The sequence below is a fragment of the uncultured Maribacter sp. genome (assembly GCF_963974015.1).
GTDB lineage: Bacteria > Bacteroidota > Bacteroidia > Flavobacteriales > Flavobacteriaceae > Maribacter.
The window spans coordinates 352,725-367,319 of record NZ_CAXBBZ010000002.1; the positions used below are offsets into that span (position 1 = coordinate 352,725).

At 35.0% G+C, this 14,595-nt stretch carries 19 protein-coding genes; 8 read left to right on the forward strand and 11 right to left on the reverse strand.

Features of this window, described 5'->3' with window-relative positions:
* Positions 1–5 precede the first annotated feature (5 nt).
* From AACZ41_RS06050 to AACZ41_RS06065, 4 genes are all read right to left on the reverse strand, one after another.
* Positions 6–338, reverse strand: a complete 333-nt coding sequence (locus tag AACZ41_RS06050) for a DNA-directed RNA polymerase subunit omega (protein ID WP_171017225.1) — start codon at positions 336–338, stop codon at positions 6–8.
* Between the two features lie 11 nt (positions 339–349).
* The gene (gene bamD / locus AACZ41_RS06055) at positions 350–1,177 is read right to left on the reverse strand and encodes an outer membrane protein assembly factor BamD (RefSeq protein WP_339627461.1); all 828 of its coding nucleotides are present in this window, start codon (positions 1,175–1,177) and stop codon (positions 350–352) included.
* A gap of 117 nt (positions 1,178–1,294) precedes the next feature.
* The gene (dapA, locus tag AACZ41_RS06060; RefSeq protein WP_339627462.1) at positions 1,295–2,185 is read right to left on the reverse strand and encodes a 4-hydroxy-tetrahydrodipicolinate synthase; all 891 of its coding nucleotides are present in this window, start codon (positions 2,183–2,185) and stop codon (positions 1,295–1,297) included.
* Between the two features lie 2 nt (positions 2,186–2,187).
* On the reverse strand, positions 2,188–2,721 hold the full coding sequence (locus AACZ41_RS06065) for a hypothetical protein (RefSeq protein ID WP_339627463.1): 534 nt from the start codon (positions 2,719–2,721) through the stop codon (positions 2,188–2,190).
* A 45-nt stretch (positions 2,722–2,766) separates the two neighbouring features.
* Between AACZ41_RS06065 and AACZ41_RS06070 the strand changes: the two genes are divergently transcribed.
* From AACZ41_RS06070 to AACZ41_RS06085, 4 genes are read left to right on the forward strand one after another with little or no spacing between them, the layout of a single operon-like run.
* Complete coding sequence (locus AACZ41_RS06070) at positions 2,767–3,552, forward strand: 5'-nucleotidase (protein WP_339627464.1); 786 nt, start codon at positions 2,767–2,769, stop codon at positions 3,550–3,552.
* A 1-nt stretch (position 3,553) separates the two neighbouring features.
* Positions 3,554–4,462, forward strand: coding sequence for a metallophosphatase (locus tag AACZ41_RS06075; RefSeq protein WP_339627465.1), 909 nt, complete (start codon positions 3,554–3,556; stop codon positions 4,460–4,462).
* Positions 4,463–4,477: 15 nt separating this feature from the next.
* The gene (locus AACZ41_RS06080; RefSeq protein WP_339627466.1) at positions 4,478–4,927 is read left to right on the forward strand and encodes a GNAT family N-acetyltransferase; all 450 of its coding nucleotides are present in this window, start codon (positions 4,478–4,480) and stop codon (positions 4,925–4,927) included.
* Entirely contained in the window at positions 4,902–5,336 is a 435-nt protein-coding gene (locus AACZ41_RS06085) for a hypothetical protein (protein ID WP_339627467.1), read from the forward strand. Before AACZ41_RS06080 ends, AACZ41_RS06085 begins: the two co-directional genes overlap by 26 nt.
* A gap of 49 nt (positions 5,337–5,385) precedes the next feature.
* Here the strand turns inward: AACZ41_RS06085 and AACZ41_RS06090 are convergent, their stop codons facing one another.
* Genes AACZ41_RS06090 through AACZ41_RS06115 form a run of 6 tightly spaced genes read right to left on the reverse strand, consistent with a single transcriptional unit; the run spans position 5,386 to position 10,841 of the window.
* A complete protein-coding gene (locus tag AACZ41_RS06090; RefSeq protein ID WP_339627468.1) occupies positions 5,386–5,688 on the reverse strand; it encodes a hypothetical protein in 303 nt (100 codons plus the stop codon).
* Positions 5,685–6,923 carry a sodium:proton antiporter gene (locus AACZ41_RS06095; RefSeq protein WP_091619455.1) on the reverse strand — a complete coding sequence of 413 codons (1,239 nt, stop codon included), beginning with the start codon at positions 6,921–6,923 and terminating at the stop codon, positions 5,685–5,687. Before AACZ41_RS06095 ends, AACZ41_RS06090 begins: the two co-directional genes overlap by 4 nt.
* 6 nt (positions 6,924–6,929) lie before the next feature.
* Positions 6,930–8,927: an NAD-dependent DNA ligase LigA gene (gene ligA, locus AACZ41_RS06100; protein ID WP_339627702.1), complete on the reverse strand. Its 1,998-nt coding sequence runs from the start codon at positions 8,925–8,927 to the stop codon at positions 6,930–6,932.
* Positions 8,927–9,508 carry a TIGR00730 family Rossman fold protein gene (locus AACZ41_RS06105; RefSeq protein ID WP_339627469.1) on the reverse strand — a complete coding sequence of 194 codons (582 nt, stop codon included), beginning with the start codon at positions 9,506–9,508 and terminating at the stop codon, positions 8,927–8,929. Before AACZ41_RS06105 ends, ligA begins: the two co-directional genes overlap by 1 nt.
* The gene (gene prmC / locus AACZ41_RS06110; RefSeq protein WP_339627470.1) at positions 9,505–10,353 is read right to left on the reverse strand and encodes a peptide chain release factor N(5)-glutamine methyltransferase; all 849 of its coding nucleotides are present in this window, start codon (positions 10,351–10,353) and stop codon (positions 9,505–9,507) included. The genes AACZ41_RS06105 and prmC overlap by 4 nt, the downstream gene beginning before the upstream one ends.
* Before the next feature lie 2 nt (positions 10,354–10,355).
* Positions 10,356–10,841: a GNAT family N-acetyltransferase gene (locus tag AACZ41_RS06115; protein ID WP_339627471.1), complete on the reverse strand. Its 486-nt coding sequence runs from the start codon at positions 10,839–10,841 to the stop codon at positions 10,356–10,358.
* 137 nt (positions 10,842–10,978) lie between these two features.
* On the opposite strand from AACZ41_RS06115, the gene ribD reads away from it, so the two are divergent.
* Genes ribD through AACZ41_RS06135 form a run of 4 tightly spaced genes read left to right on the forward strand, consistent with a single transcriptional unit; the run spans position 10,979 to position 14,128 of the window.
* Complete coding sequence (ribD, locus tag AACZ41_RS06120; protein ID WP_339627703.1) at positions 10,979–12,022, forward strand: bifunctional diaminohydroxyphosphoribosylaminopyrimidine deaminase/5-amino-6-(5-phosphoribosylamino)uracil reductase RibD; 1,044 nt, start codon at positions 10,979–10,981, stop codon at positions 12,020–12,022.
* Positions 12,019–12,621 carry an HAD hydrolase-like protein gene (locus tag AACZ41_RS06125; RefSeq protein WP_339627472.1) on the forward strand — a complete coding sequence of 201 codons (603 nt, stop codon included), beginning with the start codon at positions 12,019–12,021 and terminating at the stop codon, positions 12,619–12,621. The genes ribD and AACZ41_RS06125 overlap by 4 nt, the downstream gene beginning before the upstream one ends.
* A 3-nt stretch (positions 12,622–12,624) precedes the next feature.
* Complete coding sequence (locus AACZ41_RS06130; RefSeq protein WP_339627473.1) at positions 12,625–13,506, forward strand: GRP family sugar transporter; 882 nt, start codon at positions 12,625–12,627, stop codon at positions 13,504–13,506.
* Between the two features lie 19 nt (positions 13,507–13,525).
* Complete coding sequence (locus AACZ41_RS06135) at positions 13,526–14,128, forward strand: YigZ family protein (protein ID WP_339627474.1); 603 nt, start codon at positions 13,526–13,528, stop codon at positions 14,126–14,128.
* 20 nt (positions 14,129–14,148) lie between these two features.
* Here the strand turns inward: AACZ41_RS06135 and AACZ41_RS06140 are convergent, their stop codons facing one another.
* Complete coding sequence (locus AACZ41_RS06140; RefSeq protein ID WP_339627475.1) at positions 14,149–14,547, reverse strand: thioesterase family protein; 399 nt, start codon at positions 14,545–14,547, stop codon at positions 14,149–14,151.
* Between the last annotated feature and the right edge of the window lie 48 nt (positions 14,548–14,595).

Genomic DNA, 14,595 nt, shown 5'->3' on the forward strand with positions numbered 1-14,595 from the left:
GTTTCTTAAGCGTCTTTTTCTGTATTTCTATGGTAGATTTTATCCATCAACCACTCCTCTACTGCCATAGCATGCGGCTTAGGTAGTTTTTCATAAAATTTAGAAACTTCAATCTGCTCTTTATTTTCAAAAACTTCCTCTAAACTATCACTATAGGTAGCAAATTCTTCTAATTTCTCTAAAAGTTCTTTTTTAATTTCAGAATTAATCTGAACAGCACGTTTTGCAGTAATTGAAATAGCCTCGTAAATATTTTCAGTTGGCTTATCGAACTCGTTACGGTTAATAGTAACAGTAGATACCGCTGCTTTTGAGTTTTTTAAATCGTTCATATTCATAATTAAATTATTTATTTTGATTCAACGGTCTGTGGTTGCAAACGTTGTAATTCTTTATTTATTTTCTCGAGAAGATTATTAGCTTCTTTATCGAATTTTGATTCTGGAAATTGTTTCTTAAGTGTAGTGTAGGCAGCTTTTGCTGATTTTAAACGCTCCTCTTTTAAGCTCTCATAACTGTTCATAGCCATATGAGTCAAAGCCTCTAATTTAACGAACATTGCGTCTTCCCTATATATAGAGCCAGGATTATCTGAAACAAAATTATCACTTGCAGCTACGGCAGATTTAAGCATATCAAAGTTAAACTCACCTAACTTATTATATTGTTTCAATATTTGAAAAGCTTTCTCTTCTTTCTTAGCAGTAAGCTCTTGTGCCATAGCATTTGCTTCAGCAAAATATTCAGATTCAGAATACGTATTAATAAAGTTTTGCAACTTCAATAACGCTTTATCAGTTTCCGTCTGATCTAAAGAATATTCAGGTGATAACTCATAATAGCTTTTAGCACCTAAGAATGTTGCTTCAATAACTTTATCACTTTTGGGATACGATTTTATGAAACGTTCAAATTGATAGCCGGCCATATTAAAATCGCCACGCTTAAAATAACTATTGGATAAAAAGAACATTACACGCTCACCTTGTGGCTTGCCAACATATTTTGGTGCTATCTGCTCATACAAACGGTTAGCCCTTTTGAAATCTCCTTCTTCATAGTATTTTTCAGCCAAATCATATTTAACCTTAACATCATCGTTCTTAAGCGCCTTTTGGTACTCGCTACACGATTGTAAAGCAATGGCAATCAACAGAATCGGGAATATTCGCCTCATTTTAAAAAACATTTTGCAAAATTAATGATTATCAATGGATTTAAAAACATTTTAAACCAATAAAAATACAGGCTTAATGCGGCACAAAACTACCTTTTGGGGAAGTTTTAACGAAATTTATGCAGGTATACGAATCACCGATTCCATAAATGAAACAATTCTATGCTTCAATGAATCGGTCGCAGCCATAAGTGGAAGTCGTACAAAAGGCTTTGCTATACCTAGGTATTCAAAAATCACTTTAATGCCAGCTGGGTTGCCTTCCTCGAAAATTAGCTTCATACCTTCTTGCATCTTATAATGGTATTTATATGCTTCATCAGTATTCCCGTTCAATCCTTCATGGACCATCTTAGAGAATTCTACTGGCAGGCCTTGACCGATAACAGAAATTACGCCGTCACCACCAGCAACTATGGTAGGTAAAGCCGTTATATCGTCACCTGAAAGTACTAAAAAGCCCTCTGGTCTTTTAGAGATTAGTTCTAAAACTTGTGACATATCTCCACAAGCTTCCTTAACCGCAACAATATTCTCGAAGTTCTTTGCCAAACGTACTACAGTTTCTGGCAGCATATTACTTCCTGTTCGGCCTGGCACGTTATATACAATAATAGGTAATGGAGATACTTCTGAAAGTGCTTTAAAATGCTGAAAAATTCCTTCTTGTGTAGGTCTGTTATAATATGGAGAAACCGATAAAATTGCTGTATAGGCAGATAAATTTAAGGTCTGTAATTCCTCTACAAGACCCATCGTATTATTACCGCCTACGCCAATGACCAAAGGTAAAATATCTGCATTAGCCTCTTCCACGGTTCGCATCACCAACAGCTTTTCGGATCTTGTTAGCGTTACAGACTCTGCAGTTGTTCCTAACACTACCAAATAATCGATACCACCTTTGATATTATGGGTTACCACCTTTTTAAGGGCAAGAACATCTACCGAACCATCTTCTTTAAAAGGCGTAATCAACGCAACTCCTGCACCCTGTAATTCTTTCATAATTAAATCTCTTTAAAAATGCCCAAGTACTTTTTCAATTCTTTTTTAAACAACTGAAAGTCCTTTAATGGCGTATCTAATATTAAATCGTTATAAGTAGGGCCAACTTCTTTAAAACCTACTTTTAAACGGGCCTTTGTCTTTGCTGACATTAAATTCAACAAAAGACTATCCTCGTTATAATAATTTACTAATAGGTCGTATTCCCTGCCTAAAAATTCAAGAGCATAACTATTTTCTATTTCACCGTTCCACCCTAAATCTTTATCTGAAAATACAGGTGTTGCATAGGGTGAATTCTTATCGTAAAAACGCTTATATCCTATAATCTTTACCGCGTTTGGTTGCAACGAAAATTCATCTTGAAACTGAAAAAACAGCTCTGACTTTTCGAATTTATCCAAATCTACAATACAACCTAATGAACGTATACCCTTACTCTCACGCGTTACAGGTGGTGGCATTGCCGCCAATTGTCTCAATAGCTTACGGCCAGATTTTCGTTTAAACTTGTCCTTAATTCCTTTTAAAAACATGTATTTTTACATTTACACAAATGTAAATAATATCCCTGCAACTCTATGGCGAAGTTAAAACACTTTGATATTTTAAAAATAAAACATTTTGTTATATTTACAACATTATTGATTGTAGGCTCTTGTAAGAAGGAAGCAAAACACCTAACCGAATTAACTGGTAAACAAATAGCTATCGATAGCAGTTATACTCTTGTCGATAGTATTCAAGATTTTATTACCCCTTACCATGATCGTATAGAACAGGTTCTTGATAGTACTATAGCCTATGCACCATATGCCATTTCCAAAACAGATGGTAAATTCAATACAACGGCGGGCAATCTTATGGCCGATATTGTCATGAGTGAAACGAATCCTATATTCCAAAAGCGAACAGGTAATACGATTGACTTTGTATTACTAAACCATGGTGGTATACGTGCAGTCATATCTAAAGGAAACGTTACCGCAAGAACCGCCTACGAGGTTATGCCTTTTGAAAATTCGGTTGTTGTGGTAGAATTAAAAGCTGAATCTCTTTTAAAAATGGTTGAATATCTAATAAAAGCAAAGCGAGCACACCCAGTATCTGGTATACAATTAATCTTGAACAAGAATAATACCGTAAACACTTTTACTATTGGCGGAAAGCCGATAGATATGAATGGAACTTATTTTGTAGCTACCTCAGATTATTTAGTAACCGGTGGCGATAATATGGCCTTTTTTAAAGATGCAATTTCTAAAACCGAGACCGATTATAAGATTAGAAATGCAATGATAGATTTCTTTTCTAAAGTAGATACGCTATCACCTAAAGTAGACCTAAGATATTATCAACTACAGTAATATGGAAAGAAGAAAATTCATACGAGATACCGCAGCATCTTCAAGTTTATTGACACTTGGAGGATTAAGTCTTAATTCGTGTGCGGCAAAAGCTAAGAAGCATATTACAATTTTGCATACCAATGATGTTCACAGCCATATAGATGCTTTCCCAAATGATCATGCCGATTTTCCTGGTTTAGGCGGTTTGGCCAGAAGAGCTGGTTTGGTAAATAGTATTCGAAAAGAGAACCCACATACCCTACTTTTTGATGCTGGTGATATTTTTCAGGGTACGCCGTATTTCAATTTTTATGGTGGTGAACTGGAGTTTAAGCTTATGAGTATGCTCAATTATGATGCGACCACAATTGGCAATCATGATTTTGACAATGGTGTGGACGGACTCTTAGCCCAAATGCCTTATGCTAAATTTAATTTTTTAAGCGCTAATTACGATTTTACCAATACTGATTTAAATGGCTTCACACAACCGTATAAGATTTATGACAAAGATGGAGTAAAAATCGGCGTTTATGGTTTAGGTATTCAACTACACGGTTTGGTTACAAAAAAACTCTATAAAGAAACCCAATATCTTGACCCTTTCGAAATGGCCACCGATATGGAAACCAAGCTAAAAGAAGTAGAAAAATGTGATTTGGTTATTTGCCTCTCACATTTAGGATACGCATATGATTTTGCTGAAAAACCAGACGATTTAAAACTAGCCAAAAAAACCAAGTATACCGATTTAATTATTGGTGGTCACACACATACATTTTTAGAAAAACCAACAGTGGTAACCAATGCGACCGACCGCGAAGTTTTGGTAAACCAAGTAGGTTGTTATGGTGTGAATCTAGGCAGAATCGATTTTTACTTCGATAATACAGGCAACTCTGCTTCAGGATATACTATTAAAGTCTAACTTTTAGACCACATTATGGAACAATTGATAAGAACCACCAGTACCGATAAGGATTTTAAAGCTTTGGTCGTTTTGCTAGATGAGGATTTAGCGCAACGTGATGGGGAGGATAATGTGTTTTACGCTCAATTTAATGGTATTGTACAGCTCAAACATTGTGTGGTATATTACTTATATAACATACCTGTTGCATGCGGCGCTTTTAAACCTTTTGATGAATCTACCATTGAAGTAAAACGGATGTTTGTTCAACTAGGCCATCGTGGGAAAAATATAGCCTCTAAAATTTTAAATGAACTTGAAGTATGGGCTAAGCAATTAAACTATTCCTCTAGTGTGTTAGAAACTGGATTGCGCCAACCCGAAGCTATTGCTCTTTATAAAAAGAATGGATATACGATTATACCGAATTACCCACCCTATAAAGGTATAAGCAATAGTGTATGTTTTAAAAAATCGCTTTAAGTTTACGGCTAATAATTTTATACTTCTTTTTATATATCATTTTCCATTAAAAAACAGTTGGCTATATTTTACAGATAGTAAGGTAGTTTGGGACGAACTGTATGACCCCCAAGGGAATTATAATGGGTACATGGTTGAAGAAGATTTTGGAAAAAGAGATTATGATAAGGAATATTTTAGAGGTATTCAAAACTTAAAAGACACAAAGCTGTCTGAAAGAACTCTCTTTAGATTAAATAAAACGAATTCGCCTTACCTAATAAATGAACCAGATTTAATTGAAGTAATTATGGAAAATGAAAAATCGAATGGTGATGCCGTAAAAGGAATGTCAACTTTTGATTTTTTAGATTATGCTATACTTATATCTAATTCTAAGGAGAGTATTCCCATCTTTGAAATGAAGTAAAATACTTGTAGGTATGGTCGCAAAAAACAATGGCAACCAATAGGTCTTTCTAAGCAGATTCTATTATATAAGTTACGATTTCCTCTAATTCTTCCTCTAAAGTTTTATTCGGAAAAGACTTATCTGCCAACCGGTACCAATAGCCCGCATTAAAGTGGTCACCTTCTTTTCGGTGTAAATACGCATGTAACCAACTACCCAGTTCACTATGCATATCTTGGGCAATATTGTGCGAAGATTCCCAATCTCCCTTCGCATCATACCACATTGCTTTTAAAGCTTCTGGCCATTGTTCTGGAACTAGCGTTAGTTCTAAACTATTCTTAAATTCGAGATAGGTTTTGGGCATCATTGTACCACACGTTTAATTAATTTCTCAACCGTTAAACCTTGTCCTATTATCGAAAATACGACCACGATATAGGTGATTACCAAAAATACGTCTCTAAACATGTCATCTGACAATCCTAATGCCAAGGCAATTGAGATTCCCCCTCGCAATCCGCCCCAGGTCATTATCAAATTAGTTCTTGGTACGAAATCAAGTTTCTTCTCAAAGAATTTGATAGGAAGCAACAAAGATAGGTATCGACATATCAAAACTAATGGAATAGCCAATAATCCGGCAATTACATATTCCGTCTTAAATGAGAGTACCAACATTTCCATCCCTATAAGTACAAATAATAAAGTATTCAGTAAAATATCCAACAATTCCCAAAATTTATCAACATAGGTTTCGGTAGTTTCGGACATTGCAGAATTTCGAACCGTATCATTACCAACGACCAAACCTGCAGCCACCATTGCCAATGGGGCTGATAAGTGAAATTTCTGTGCAATTAAAGTACCTACCATAACAGTTGCCAATGTAATAATTACCTCGATGTCATAATCATCAATGGACTTCATTAATTTATAAGTACCCCAGCCTAATGCCAACCCAAGTGCCAACCCGCCTATGACCTCAACTCCAAAAAGTTCTAGAATTTCTAAAGGCTCCACAGTTGCTTCACCAGCAGAAGCCAGTTGAAAAATAGTCAAGAATATGACAACCCCTACTCCATCATTAAATAGCGATTCGCCTACAATCTTGGTTTCTAACTGTTTTGGAGCTCCAGCTTTTTTCAGTATCCCCAAAACCGCTATGGGGTCTGTGGGTGATATTAGTGAACCAAAAAGAAGACAGTAAATAAAAGAGATTTCCATTCCCATTAGCTGCAATAAGTAATACATGCTGGTACCTACCAAAAAAGTGGAAACCAAGACACCAAGGGTAGAAAATACCATAATAGGCCAACGCTGCACTTTTAATTGCTCAAAATTGGTATGAAGCGCCCCTGCAAATAGTAAAAAACTCAACATTATATCGAGCAAAACAGATTTAAAATCTATTTGGTCAATAATATAGCGCTCAGCATTTATAAGGGTATCGTCAACATAACCTATACCAAAGATTACCAATGTAAATACAATAGTGATGAGCATAAGCCCAATACTATTTGGAAGTTTTAAAAACCGAGCATTTAAATAACCGAAAATGGCGGATAGAAATACTAATACTGAAATAATCGTAAAAACATCCATAATAATTTATGCTATCATATTTATAAAATCGTGTTCACTGATAATGGGTATTCCTAAGTTTTCTGCTTTTGTTCGTTTACTTGGTCCCATCTTATCACCTGCTACTAAATAACTTGTCTTAGAAGATATAGAAGAGCCAACCTTGCCCCCATTATCCTCTATTTTCTTTTTGAGTTCATCTCTACTCAATATTTCAAAAACTCCAGAAACTACAAAAATTTTTCCTGCCAAGGTATCGGTCAGGTTTTCTAACTTATCTGCAGAAAGCTCTAATTGCACACCATAACTTCGTAATCTCTCTATTGCATCAGTATTCCTTTCATTGGCAAAAAAGTCGATTACACTCTGTGCGATTCGCTCACCAATTTCATCTACTGCCGTCAAATGTTCTAAAGATGCTTCTTTTAAGGCATCTATATTCTTATAGGCCTTTGCTAATTTCTTAGCGACAGTTTCACCTACAAATCGAATACCTAAAGCAAATAAAACCCTTTCAAACGGAACATTCACTGATTCAGCTATACCTTTAACCAAATTTTCGGCAGATTTTTCGGCCATACGTTCTAACGGTAAAACATCTTCCTTGGTCAATCGATACAAATCAGCGTAATCTTTAATAAGCCCTTCTTTATAAAGCAATTCTACCGTCTCACCTCCTAAGCCTTCAATATCCATCGCCTTTCTCGAAATAAAATGCTGGATTCGACCAGTTATCTGTGGTGGGCAACCATATTCATTCGGACAATAATGTTTTGCATCACCCTCATTTCTAGTGAGTTTTGTTCCGCATTCTGGGCAATGAGTTATGTACTTTGTGGGGACTGAATCTACTGGTCTTTTAGATAAATCAACTGAGATTATCTTAGGAATAATTTCACCGCCCTTTTCAACAATCACAGTATCTCCCACTCGTATATCTAATTTCTCTATCTGATCCGCATTATGTAATGAGGCCCTTTTTACGGTTGTACCAGCTAATAATACCGGTTCTAGGTTCGCTACAGGCGTAATGGCTCCTGTACGCCCTACTTGATACGTTATTTCGTTTAAGACGGTAAAGACCTGCTCCGCTTTAAATTTATAGGCCATGGCCCAACGGGGAGATTTTGCGGTATACCCTAGCTCCTCTTGATACTGCAGGCTATTTACTTTAATAACAACCCCATCGGTTTCGTAAGGTAACTCATGACGTTTAACATCCCACTCTTCTACGAATGCCATTACTTTATCTGTCGTTTTACAAAGTTTGGCAACGGTAGGCACTTTAAATCCCCACTCCCGAGCTTTCTCTAACATTTGAAACTGGGTGTCAATCCCCAAATCTCTGCCAATGATACCGTACAACAAGCACTCTAAAGGTCGTTGTGCAACCAAACTGCTATCCTGTAATTTTAAACTACCTGATGCTGTATTTCTCGGGTTCATATATGGCTCTTCACCATTATTAACTCGTTCTTCATTCATCTTTAAAAAACCATCAATTGGCAATACTATTTCACCTCGTATATCAAACTTTGGAGGATAATCACCTTTCAATTGAAGCGGTACTGATTTAATCGTTTTGATATTGTTCGTCACGTCATCTCCCTGAATACCATCACCTCGGGTAACTGCTTTCATCAACTTACCATTTTCATACGTTATACTTATGGAGGCCCCGTCATATTTTAATTCACACGTAAAGGCAACGGGAACATCTCCCAAATTACGTTGAATCCGTTTTTCCCAATCCTCTACATCTTCTTTTGAATATGAATTTTCTAAGGAATACATACGATGCTCATGTACTACCGTTGCAAAATTCTTGGTAATCATTCCGCCAACACGTAAAGAAGGTGAACTAGGATCATAAAACTCTGGATACCTTGCTTCCAACTCCTGTAACTCCTTAAGTTTCATATCAAACTCAAAATCGGAAATGGTCGGATTATCCAAAACATAGTAATTGTAATTATGCTCTCGTAATTCTTTTCTTAGTTCTTGTATTCTCGCCTCCATAGTCATTATAGTTGCTCTTTTTTTATCCATTTTGGAGTTGGTAATGGCTTGTATTGCTCCATTTTCTCTAATAAATCTTCAATATTCATGTCTACTAGAATGGTATTTAAGTGGTCATTTTTAACAAAACCTTCTGCAACCATTTGTTGCATCATATTTATTAAGGGGTCATAAAAACCATTGGTGTTCAATATTCCTATAGGGTATTGGTGTAAACCCAATTGTGACCATGTCAACATTTCAAAAAATTCTTCAAGCGTACCAAAACCGCCAGGCAACATGATAATACCATCAGATAAATCATGCATTTTCAATTTACGCTCTTGCATGTTTTGGGTAACTATCAGTTCAGTTAAACCCTCATGAAATACCTCTTTTAGTTTTAAAAATTCAGGAATTACGCCAATTACTTTACCTCTATTACTTAAAGTTCCTTCTGCTACTTTACCCATAATGCCAATTTTGGCTCCACCATAAACCAATTGAATATTCCTCTTTGCAAAGATCTCTCCCAATTGATACCCATTCGATGCATAAACAGCATTGCCCCCTTCACTGCTACCACAAAAAACAACTATACTTTTCATCTTATTATTCCTTTAAGCATTCGGTCATTACCGTATATATCTTGTTTTAATTTAATAGTATGAAATTCATACTTTTGAAGAAACTCTATCATTTCATTACCTAAGTATTGATTGATCTCTAAATATAAACTGCCTTTATCATTTAAATGTCTAGATGCGAAATTAACAATTGCCCTATAAAACTTTAAAGGATCTTCATCGGGCACAAATAACGCAATGCTCGGTTCATGATCAATGACATTCTTTTGCATCTCCGCTTTTTCCAATTCGCGCACATATGGCGGATTCGATACAATTATGTCATAGTTATTTTTATGATTTAGGTTAAGTATATCCGCTTGAAAAAATTCAACCTTTGTGCCATGGATCTTGTTATTTTCTTGAGCAACCTCAAGAGCATCCAACGAAATATCCAACCCAAATATATTGGCATTAGGTAAGTATTTTGTTAGAGAAATAGGTATACAGCCACTACCTGTGCCCATATCTAAAATGGCAAGTGGCAGTTCGGCTTTTTCATTGTCTTCTATAACCCAACGAACCAATTCTTCTGTTTCAGGCCTCGGAATTAATACGTGTGGATTAACCTTAAAATCCATATCCATAAAATGACTTGACCCAATAATATGTTGAATAGGATGTTCTAACTTCAATTCAGCTAAGGCGTTAAAAATAACAGTTTCTTGTTCTTTATCTATAACTAGTTCTGGTTGAATTGCTAATACGAAGCGCTCTAAATTAAAATAGTGTTCAATTAACATATAGAAAAAACTAGAAACTTCATCCTTTCCATAGAGCACATCTAATTCTGAATGAAATATATTTTTAATTTCCCTTAAAAGCACAGTTATAATGTTTTAAGCATCCAAACCGGACAAGAATAATGACCCGTATTACCCATTGGGGCATCTATATATTCGAAACCCATTCTCTTATACAGTTTTTGAGCAGCTTTCATATATGGCATGGTTTCTAAATAACAACCTTCAAAACCATATTCTTTGGCACGTTCTAAACAAATATTTATCATTTTGTTCCCGATACCTTTACCTCTAACCGATTCAAGAAAATACATTTTCTGTAATTCACAAATATTGCCTTCATAATTATCTAATTGAGCAATCCCTGCACAGCCTAAAATAACTCCATTTTCTTCGACAACAAAGTAAGTAGCCTTTGGTTTATCGTAATGTTCGAACATTCTATCTAAGGCAGTATCGGCATAAGCAGTACCCACTTTCGGCACTCCTAAATCTACTAACACCTTTCTTATAACTGATGCCACTTGAGGATTATCTTCCTTTCTAATTTCACGAATTACTACATTTTCCATATCAATAATGCAATAGGTTTTAAAGTGCTATTTTTGAGGTGTGAAGATACGTGATATGCGTATAAAGGTAAAGTTTGATGTCCAATAATAATCTTGATTCCCATAATACCGCACCTACAAATTTAGATTCTTTTTCTATGGATGAGAAATTTATGCTGCGTTGTATTCAAATTGCAAAAAACGGACTAGGGACTACCGCTCCTAATCCGATGGTTGGTGCCGTTATAGTATATAACAACCAAATAATAGGAGAAGGCTACACTAGTGCCTATGGTGGTGCTCATGCTGAGGTAAATGCCATTAAATCGGTTAAGGACATTTCATTGTTAAAATCAGCAACCTTATATGTTACCCTAGAGCCTTGCTCCCATTTTGGCAAAACTCCCCCATGTGCCGATTTTATTGTAAAAATGGGCATACCTAAAGTTGTAATAGGATTAAAAGATCCACATGAAAAAGTTGCAGGTAATGGAATAAAAAGATTAGAAGAATCTGGATGTCTTGTGGAAGTCGGTATTTCTAAAAATGAATGTGAAGAACACCACAAACGTTTCCTTACTTTTCACACTAAAAAACGTCCTTATATTATTTTAAAATGGGCAGAGACCGCCGATAACTTTATAGCGCCAGAACCCACACTTAGAGGTGAAAAGAAAAAACCTTATTGGATTACCAATTCAAGGTCTAGACAATTAGTGCATAAATGGCGTAGCGAGGAGCCTGGTATTATAGCTGGAACCAACACTGTTATGGCCGACAATCCTCAATTAAACTTAAGAGATTGGACAGGAAAGCCTCCCACAAGAATAATTATAGATAGAACTTTAAAAATACCAAGTAATTTTCATGTTTTTGATGGAAAACAAAAAACAATTATTTGTACCGAAGTCGAAGATTGCAGTCAATTTGAAGATAATATTACCTACAAGATTTTAAATTTTAAAATTTCATTGCCCCAACAATTATGTTCATTGCTTTACGAAGAACAGATACAAAGTGTTATAATCGAAGGTGGCTGTAAAACCTTAGATAGTTTTATTGAAAGTAATTTATGGGATGAGGCTCGAATTTTTAAAGGAGCAACAACATTTAGGAAAGGCATTAAAGCACCTGAAATAAAAGGCATTATTAAAGAACAGATACAAATTTCAACTGACCAATTAACCATATTGAAACCATGATTAAAAATATCATATTTGATTTTGGCGATATTTTCATCAACCTAGACAAGCAAGCTCCTTTAATTGAAATGTCAAAATTTGGGCTCACCCAAATGACAACAGAACTTGACATTATCTTTAAAGATTATGAAATGGGGTTGATGGAGTCTGATGATTTTATCGATGTTTTACAATCCATTTTCAGTGACGCAAGTAGAGAACAAATTATATCTGCATGGAATTCTATTATTTTAGATTTCCCAGAAGAACGGCTAACTTTCATTGAACAACTTAAAAAGGGAAACAAGTATCGATTGTTTTTACTGAGTAATACCAATGACCTTCACATAGAGCAAGTTAAAATTTCGATGGGCTTAGAACGTTTTAAAAGATTTAAAAATTGCTTTGAACAATTTTACCTATCTCAAGAAATGAAGATGCGTAAACCAAATTCAAATATTTATGAGTTCGTTCTTCTTGAAAATAAACTAGTAGCAAACGAAACCTTATTCATTGATGACACTAAAGAGAATACCGTAAGTGCTTCAGAATTAGGTATACAATGTTGGAATTTACTAGTAGGCAAGGAAGATGTTATTGAAACCCTAAACCATTTATAGGTGATGTATTTAGTTCTTAGCATACTATTTTCTAGCCTAATTTTTGTGATTTTTAAACTGTTCGCAAAATATCAGATTCAAACAATCTATGCAATAATTCTAAACTACTTTATCGCATGTTCGGTTGGGTTTTTATATAATAATGAACCCTTTGACATTTCAACAATTCCACAGAAAAGCTGGTTTTGGGGTAGCATTGCCCTAGGTTTATTGTTTATCGTGATTTTTAATCTAATGGCAGCAACCTCCCAAAAGCTCGGAGTATCTGTAGCATCGGTCGCCACCAAAATGTCTCTTACAATACCTGTACTTTTCGGAGTTTTCTTTTATAAGGAGGCACTTGGTACAATAGAAATTATAGGCATAATCCTGGCCCTTTTTGCTGTATATTTTACATCGTTAAAAGAGCATAAAATAAAAACTGAGAAATGGGCCTTCATATTACCAGTACTTGTTTTTTTAGGTTCTGGAATTATAGACACTAGTATTAAGTATTTTCAAGAAGTACATATGCCAGAAGAAGAATATGCCCTATTCTCTGCTAGTGTATTTGCTTCTGCAGGAATCTTCGGTGTTTTATTTATAGGTTTTAAATCAAGAACCCAACCTATTAAGGTCAATTTAAAAAATGTTATTGGAGGTATTTGCCTAGGTGTTCCCAACTATTTCTCTATTTACTTTTTATTAAAAGCGTTACAACACCCTACTTGGAACAGTGCTTCTGTATTCACCATTAATAACGTTGCCATTGTTATGTTTTCAACTTTGTTAGGCATTGTACTATTTAAAGAAAAGCTGACGATTAAAAATTGGTTTGGTATCGGTATTGCTATTATGAGTATTATTTTGGTTGCACTTGGCCATCAGTTAATGAATTTTCTATAAACTTGGCAAACTATTTAATATGGACACGTATAGAACTATTTCAAAACCATCGGAACCAATATTATATAAGGAACGAAAAAGTAAATTCTATGGATACTGCTTTCCTGTGACCAATGAAGTTGAAGTGAAAAAATATATTGATAGCTTAAAAAAAGAATACCCTACGGCCAACCACGTATGTTTTGCTTGGCAAATGGGAATTGAAAACTTGTCGTACCGTGCAAATGATGATGGAGAACCAAATAATTCGGCCGGAATGCCAATCTATGGTCAATTACAATCTTTTGATGTTACCAATATTCTCGTTGCTGTGGTTCGAATATTCGGTGGAACCAAATTAGGTGTTGGCGGATTAATAAGTGCTTATAAGGAAACTGCAAAATTAGCTTTAGAAAATGCCACCATTATAAAGAAAGTATTACAACAGCAAGTAAGTGTTTCATTCGAATATTCAGAAATGGATATTGTTATGCGTTTAGTTAAAAAACATCAACTTGAAGTTATTTCACAAGAATTACAACTTAAGTGCAAAATCGTTCTTTCAATTCCGAAAAGTGAATTCAAGAAAATGTTCAAACTTTTGAAGGCGCATCACAAACTTGATATCACACAAATTGAATAATCATAAATTATGCAATTATCTTAGTAGTTTAATTTATCCAATAGAATTTGCGGACATTTTGTAGGCCTTTTTCTTTTCGTATCCATAAATACCAAAACTGTATTAGCGGTAACTAATAAATCTCCTGCTTCATTTGTAATCTCATAATCAAATTCAATTCTAACGGCAGGCTTTTTTTTCAATATTACTTTGACAGTTATTAAATCATCATATAAAGCTGGCTTTAAATAATTGATCGATAAACTTATTACAGGAAGCATAATTCCACCTTCTTCCATGCTTTTGTAAGAAATTCCTAACGACCTTAACCATTCGACTCTTGCCAATTCTAGATATTGAGCATAATTACCATGATAGACTACACCCATTTGGTCTGTTTCACTATATCTTATTCGAAAAGAAATTTCATTTGTACGCATTTATTAAAAGTAAAAAGTATATATTTAAAAGCTGACCTATGGGCAAGC

What these genes read in the sequence shown, in the direction of transcription:
- AACZ41_RS06050 (WP_171017225.1), bottom strand. Translation starts at nt 338, where the DNA reads ATGAATATGAACGATTTAAAAAACTCAAAAGCAGCGGTATCTACTGTT.
- bamD (WP_339627461.1), bottom strand. Translation starts at nt 1,177, where the DNA reads ATGAGGCGAATATTCCCGATTCTGTTGATTGCCATTGCTTTACAATCG.
- dapA (WP_339627462.1), bottom strand. Translation starts at nt 2,185, where the DNA reads ATGAAAGAATTACAGGGTGCAGGAGTTGCGTTGATTACGCCTTTTAAA.
- AACZ41_RS06065 (WP_339627463.1), bottom strand. Translation starts at nt 2,721, where the DNA reads ATGTTTTTAAAAGGAATTAAGGACAAGTTTAAACGAAAATCTGGCCGT.
- AACZ41_RS06070 (WP_339627464.1), top strand. Translation starts at nt 2,767, where the DNA reads ATGGCGAAGTTAAAACACTTTGATATTTTAAAAATAAAACATTTTGTT.
- AACZ41_RS06075 (WP_339627465.1), top strand. Translation starts at nt 3,554, where the DNA reads ATGGAAAGAAGAAAATTCATACGAGATACCGCAGCATCTTCAAGTTTA.
- AACZ41_RS06080 (WP_339627466.1), top strand. Translation starts at nt 4,478, where the DNA reads ATGGAACAATTGATAAGAACCACCAGTACCGATAAGGATTTTAAAGCT.
- AACZ41_RS06090 (WP_339627468.1), bottom strand. Translation starts at nt 5,688, where the DNA reads ATGATGCCCAAAACCTATCTCGAATTTAAGAATAGTTTAGAACTAACG.
- AACZ41_RS06095 (WP_091619455.1), bottom strand. Translation starts at nt 6,923, where the DNA reads ATGGATGTTTTTACGATTATTTCAGTATTAGTATTTCTATCCGCCATT.
- ligA (WP_339627702.1), bottom strand. Translation starts at nt 8,927, where the DNA reads ATGACTATGGAGGCGAGAATACAAGAACTAAGAAAAGAATTACGAGAG.
- AACZ41_RS06105 (WP_339627469.1), bottom strand. Translation starts at nt 9,508, where the DNA reads ATGAAAAGTATAGTTGTTTTTTGTGGTAGCAGTGAAGGGGGCAATGCT.
- AACZ41_RS06115 (WP_339627471.1), bottom strand. Translation starts at nt 10,841, where the DNA reads ATGGAAAATGTAGTAATTCGTGAAATTAGAAAGGAAGATAATCCTCAA.
- ribD (WP_339627703.1), top strand. Translation starts at nt 10,979, where the DNA reads ATGGATGAGAAATTTATGCTGCGTTGTATTCAAATTGCAAAAAACGGA.
- AACZ41_RS06125 (WP_339627472.1), top strand. Translation starts at nt 12,019, where the DNA reads ATGATTAAAAATATCATATTTGATTTTGGCGATATTTTCATCAACCTA.
- AACZ41_RS06130 (WP_339627473.1), top strand. Translation starts at nt 12,625, where the DNA reads ATGTATTTAGTTCTTAGCATACTATTTTCTAGCCTAATTTTTGTGATT.
- AACZ41_RS06135 (WP_339627474.1), top strand. Translation starts at nt 13,526, where the DNA reads ATGGACACGTATAGAACTATTTCAAAACCATCGGAACCAATATTATAT.
- AACZ41_RS06140 (WP_339627475.1), bottom strand. Translation starts at nt 14,547, where the DNA reads ATGCGTACAAATGAAATTTCTTTTCGAATAAGATATAGTGAAACAGAC.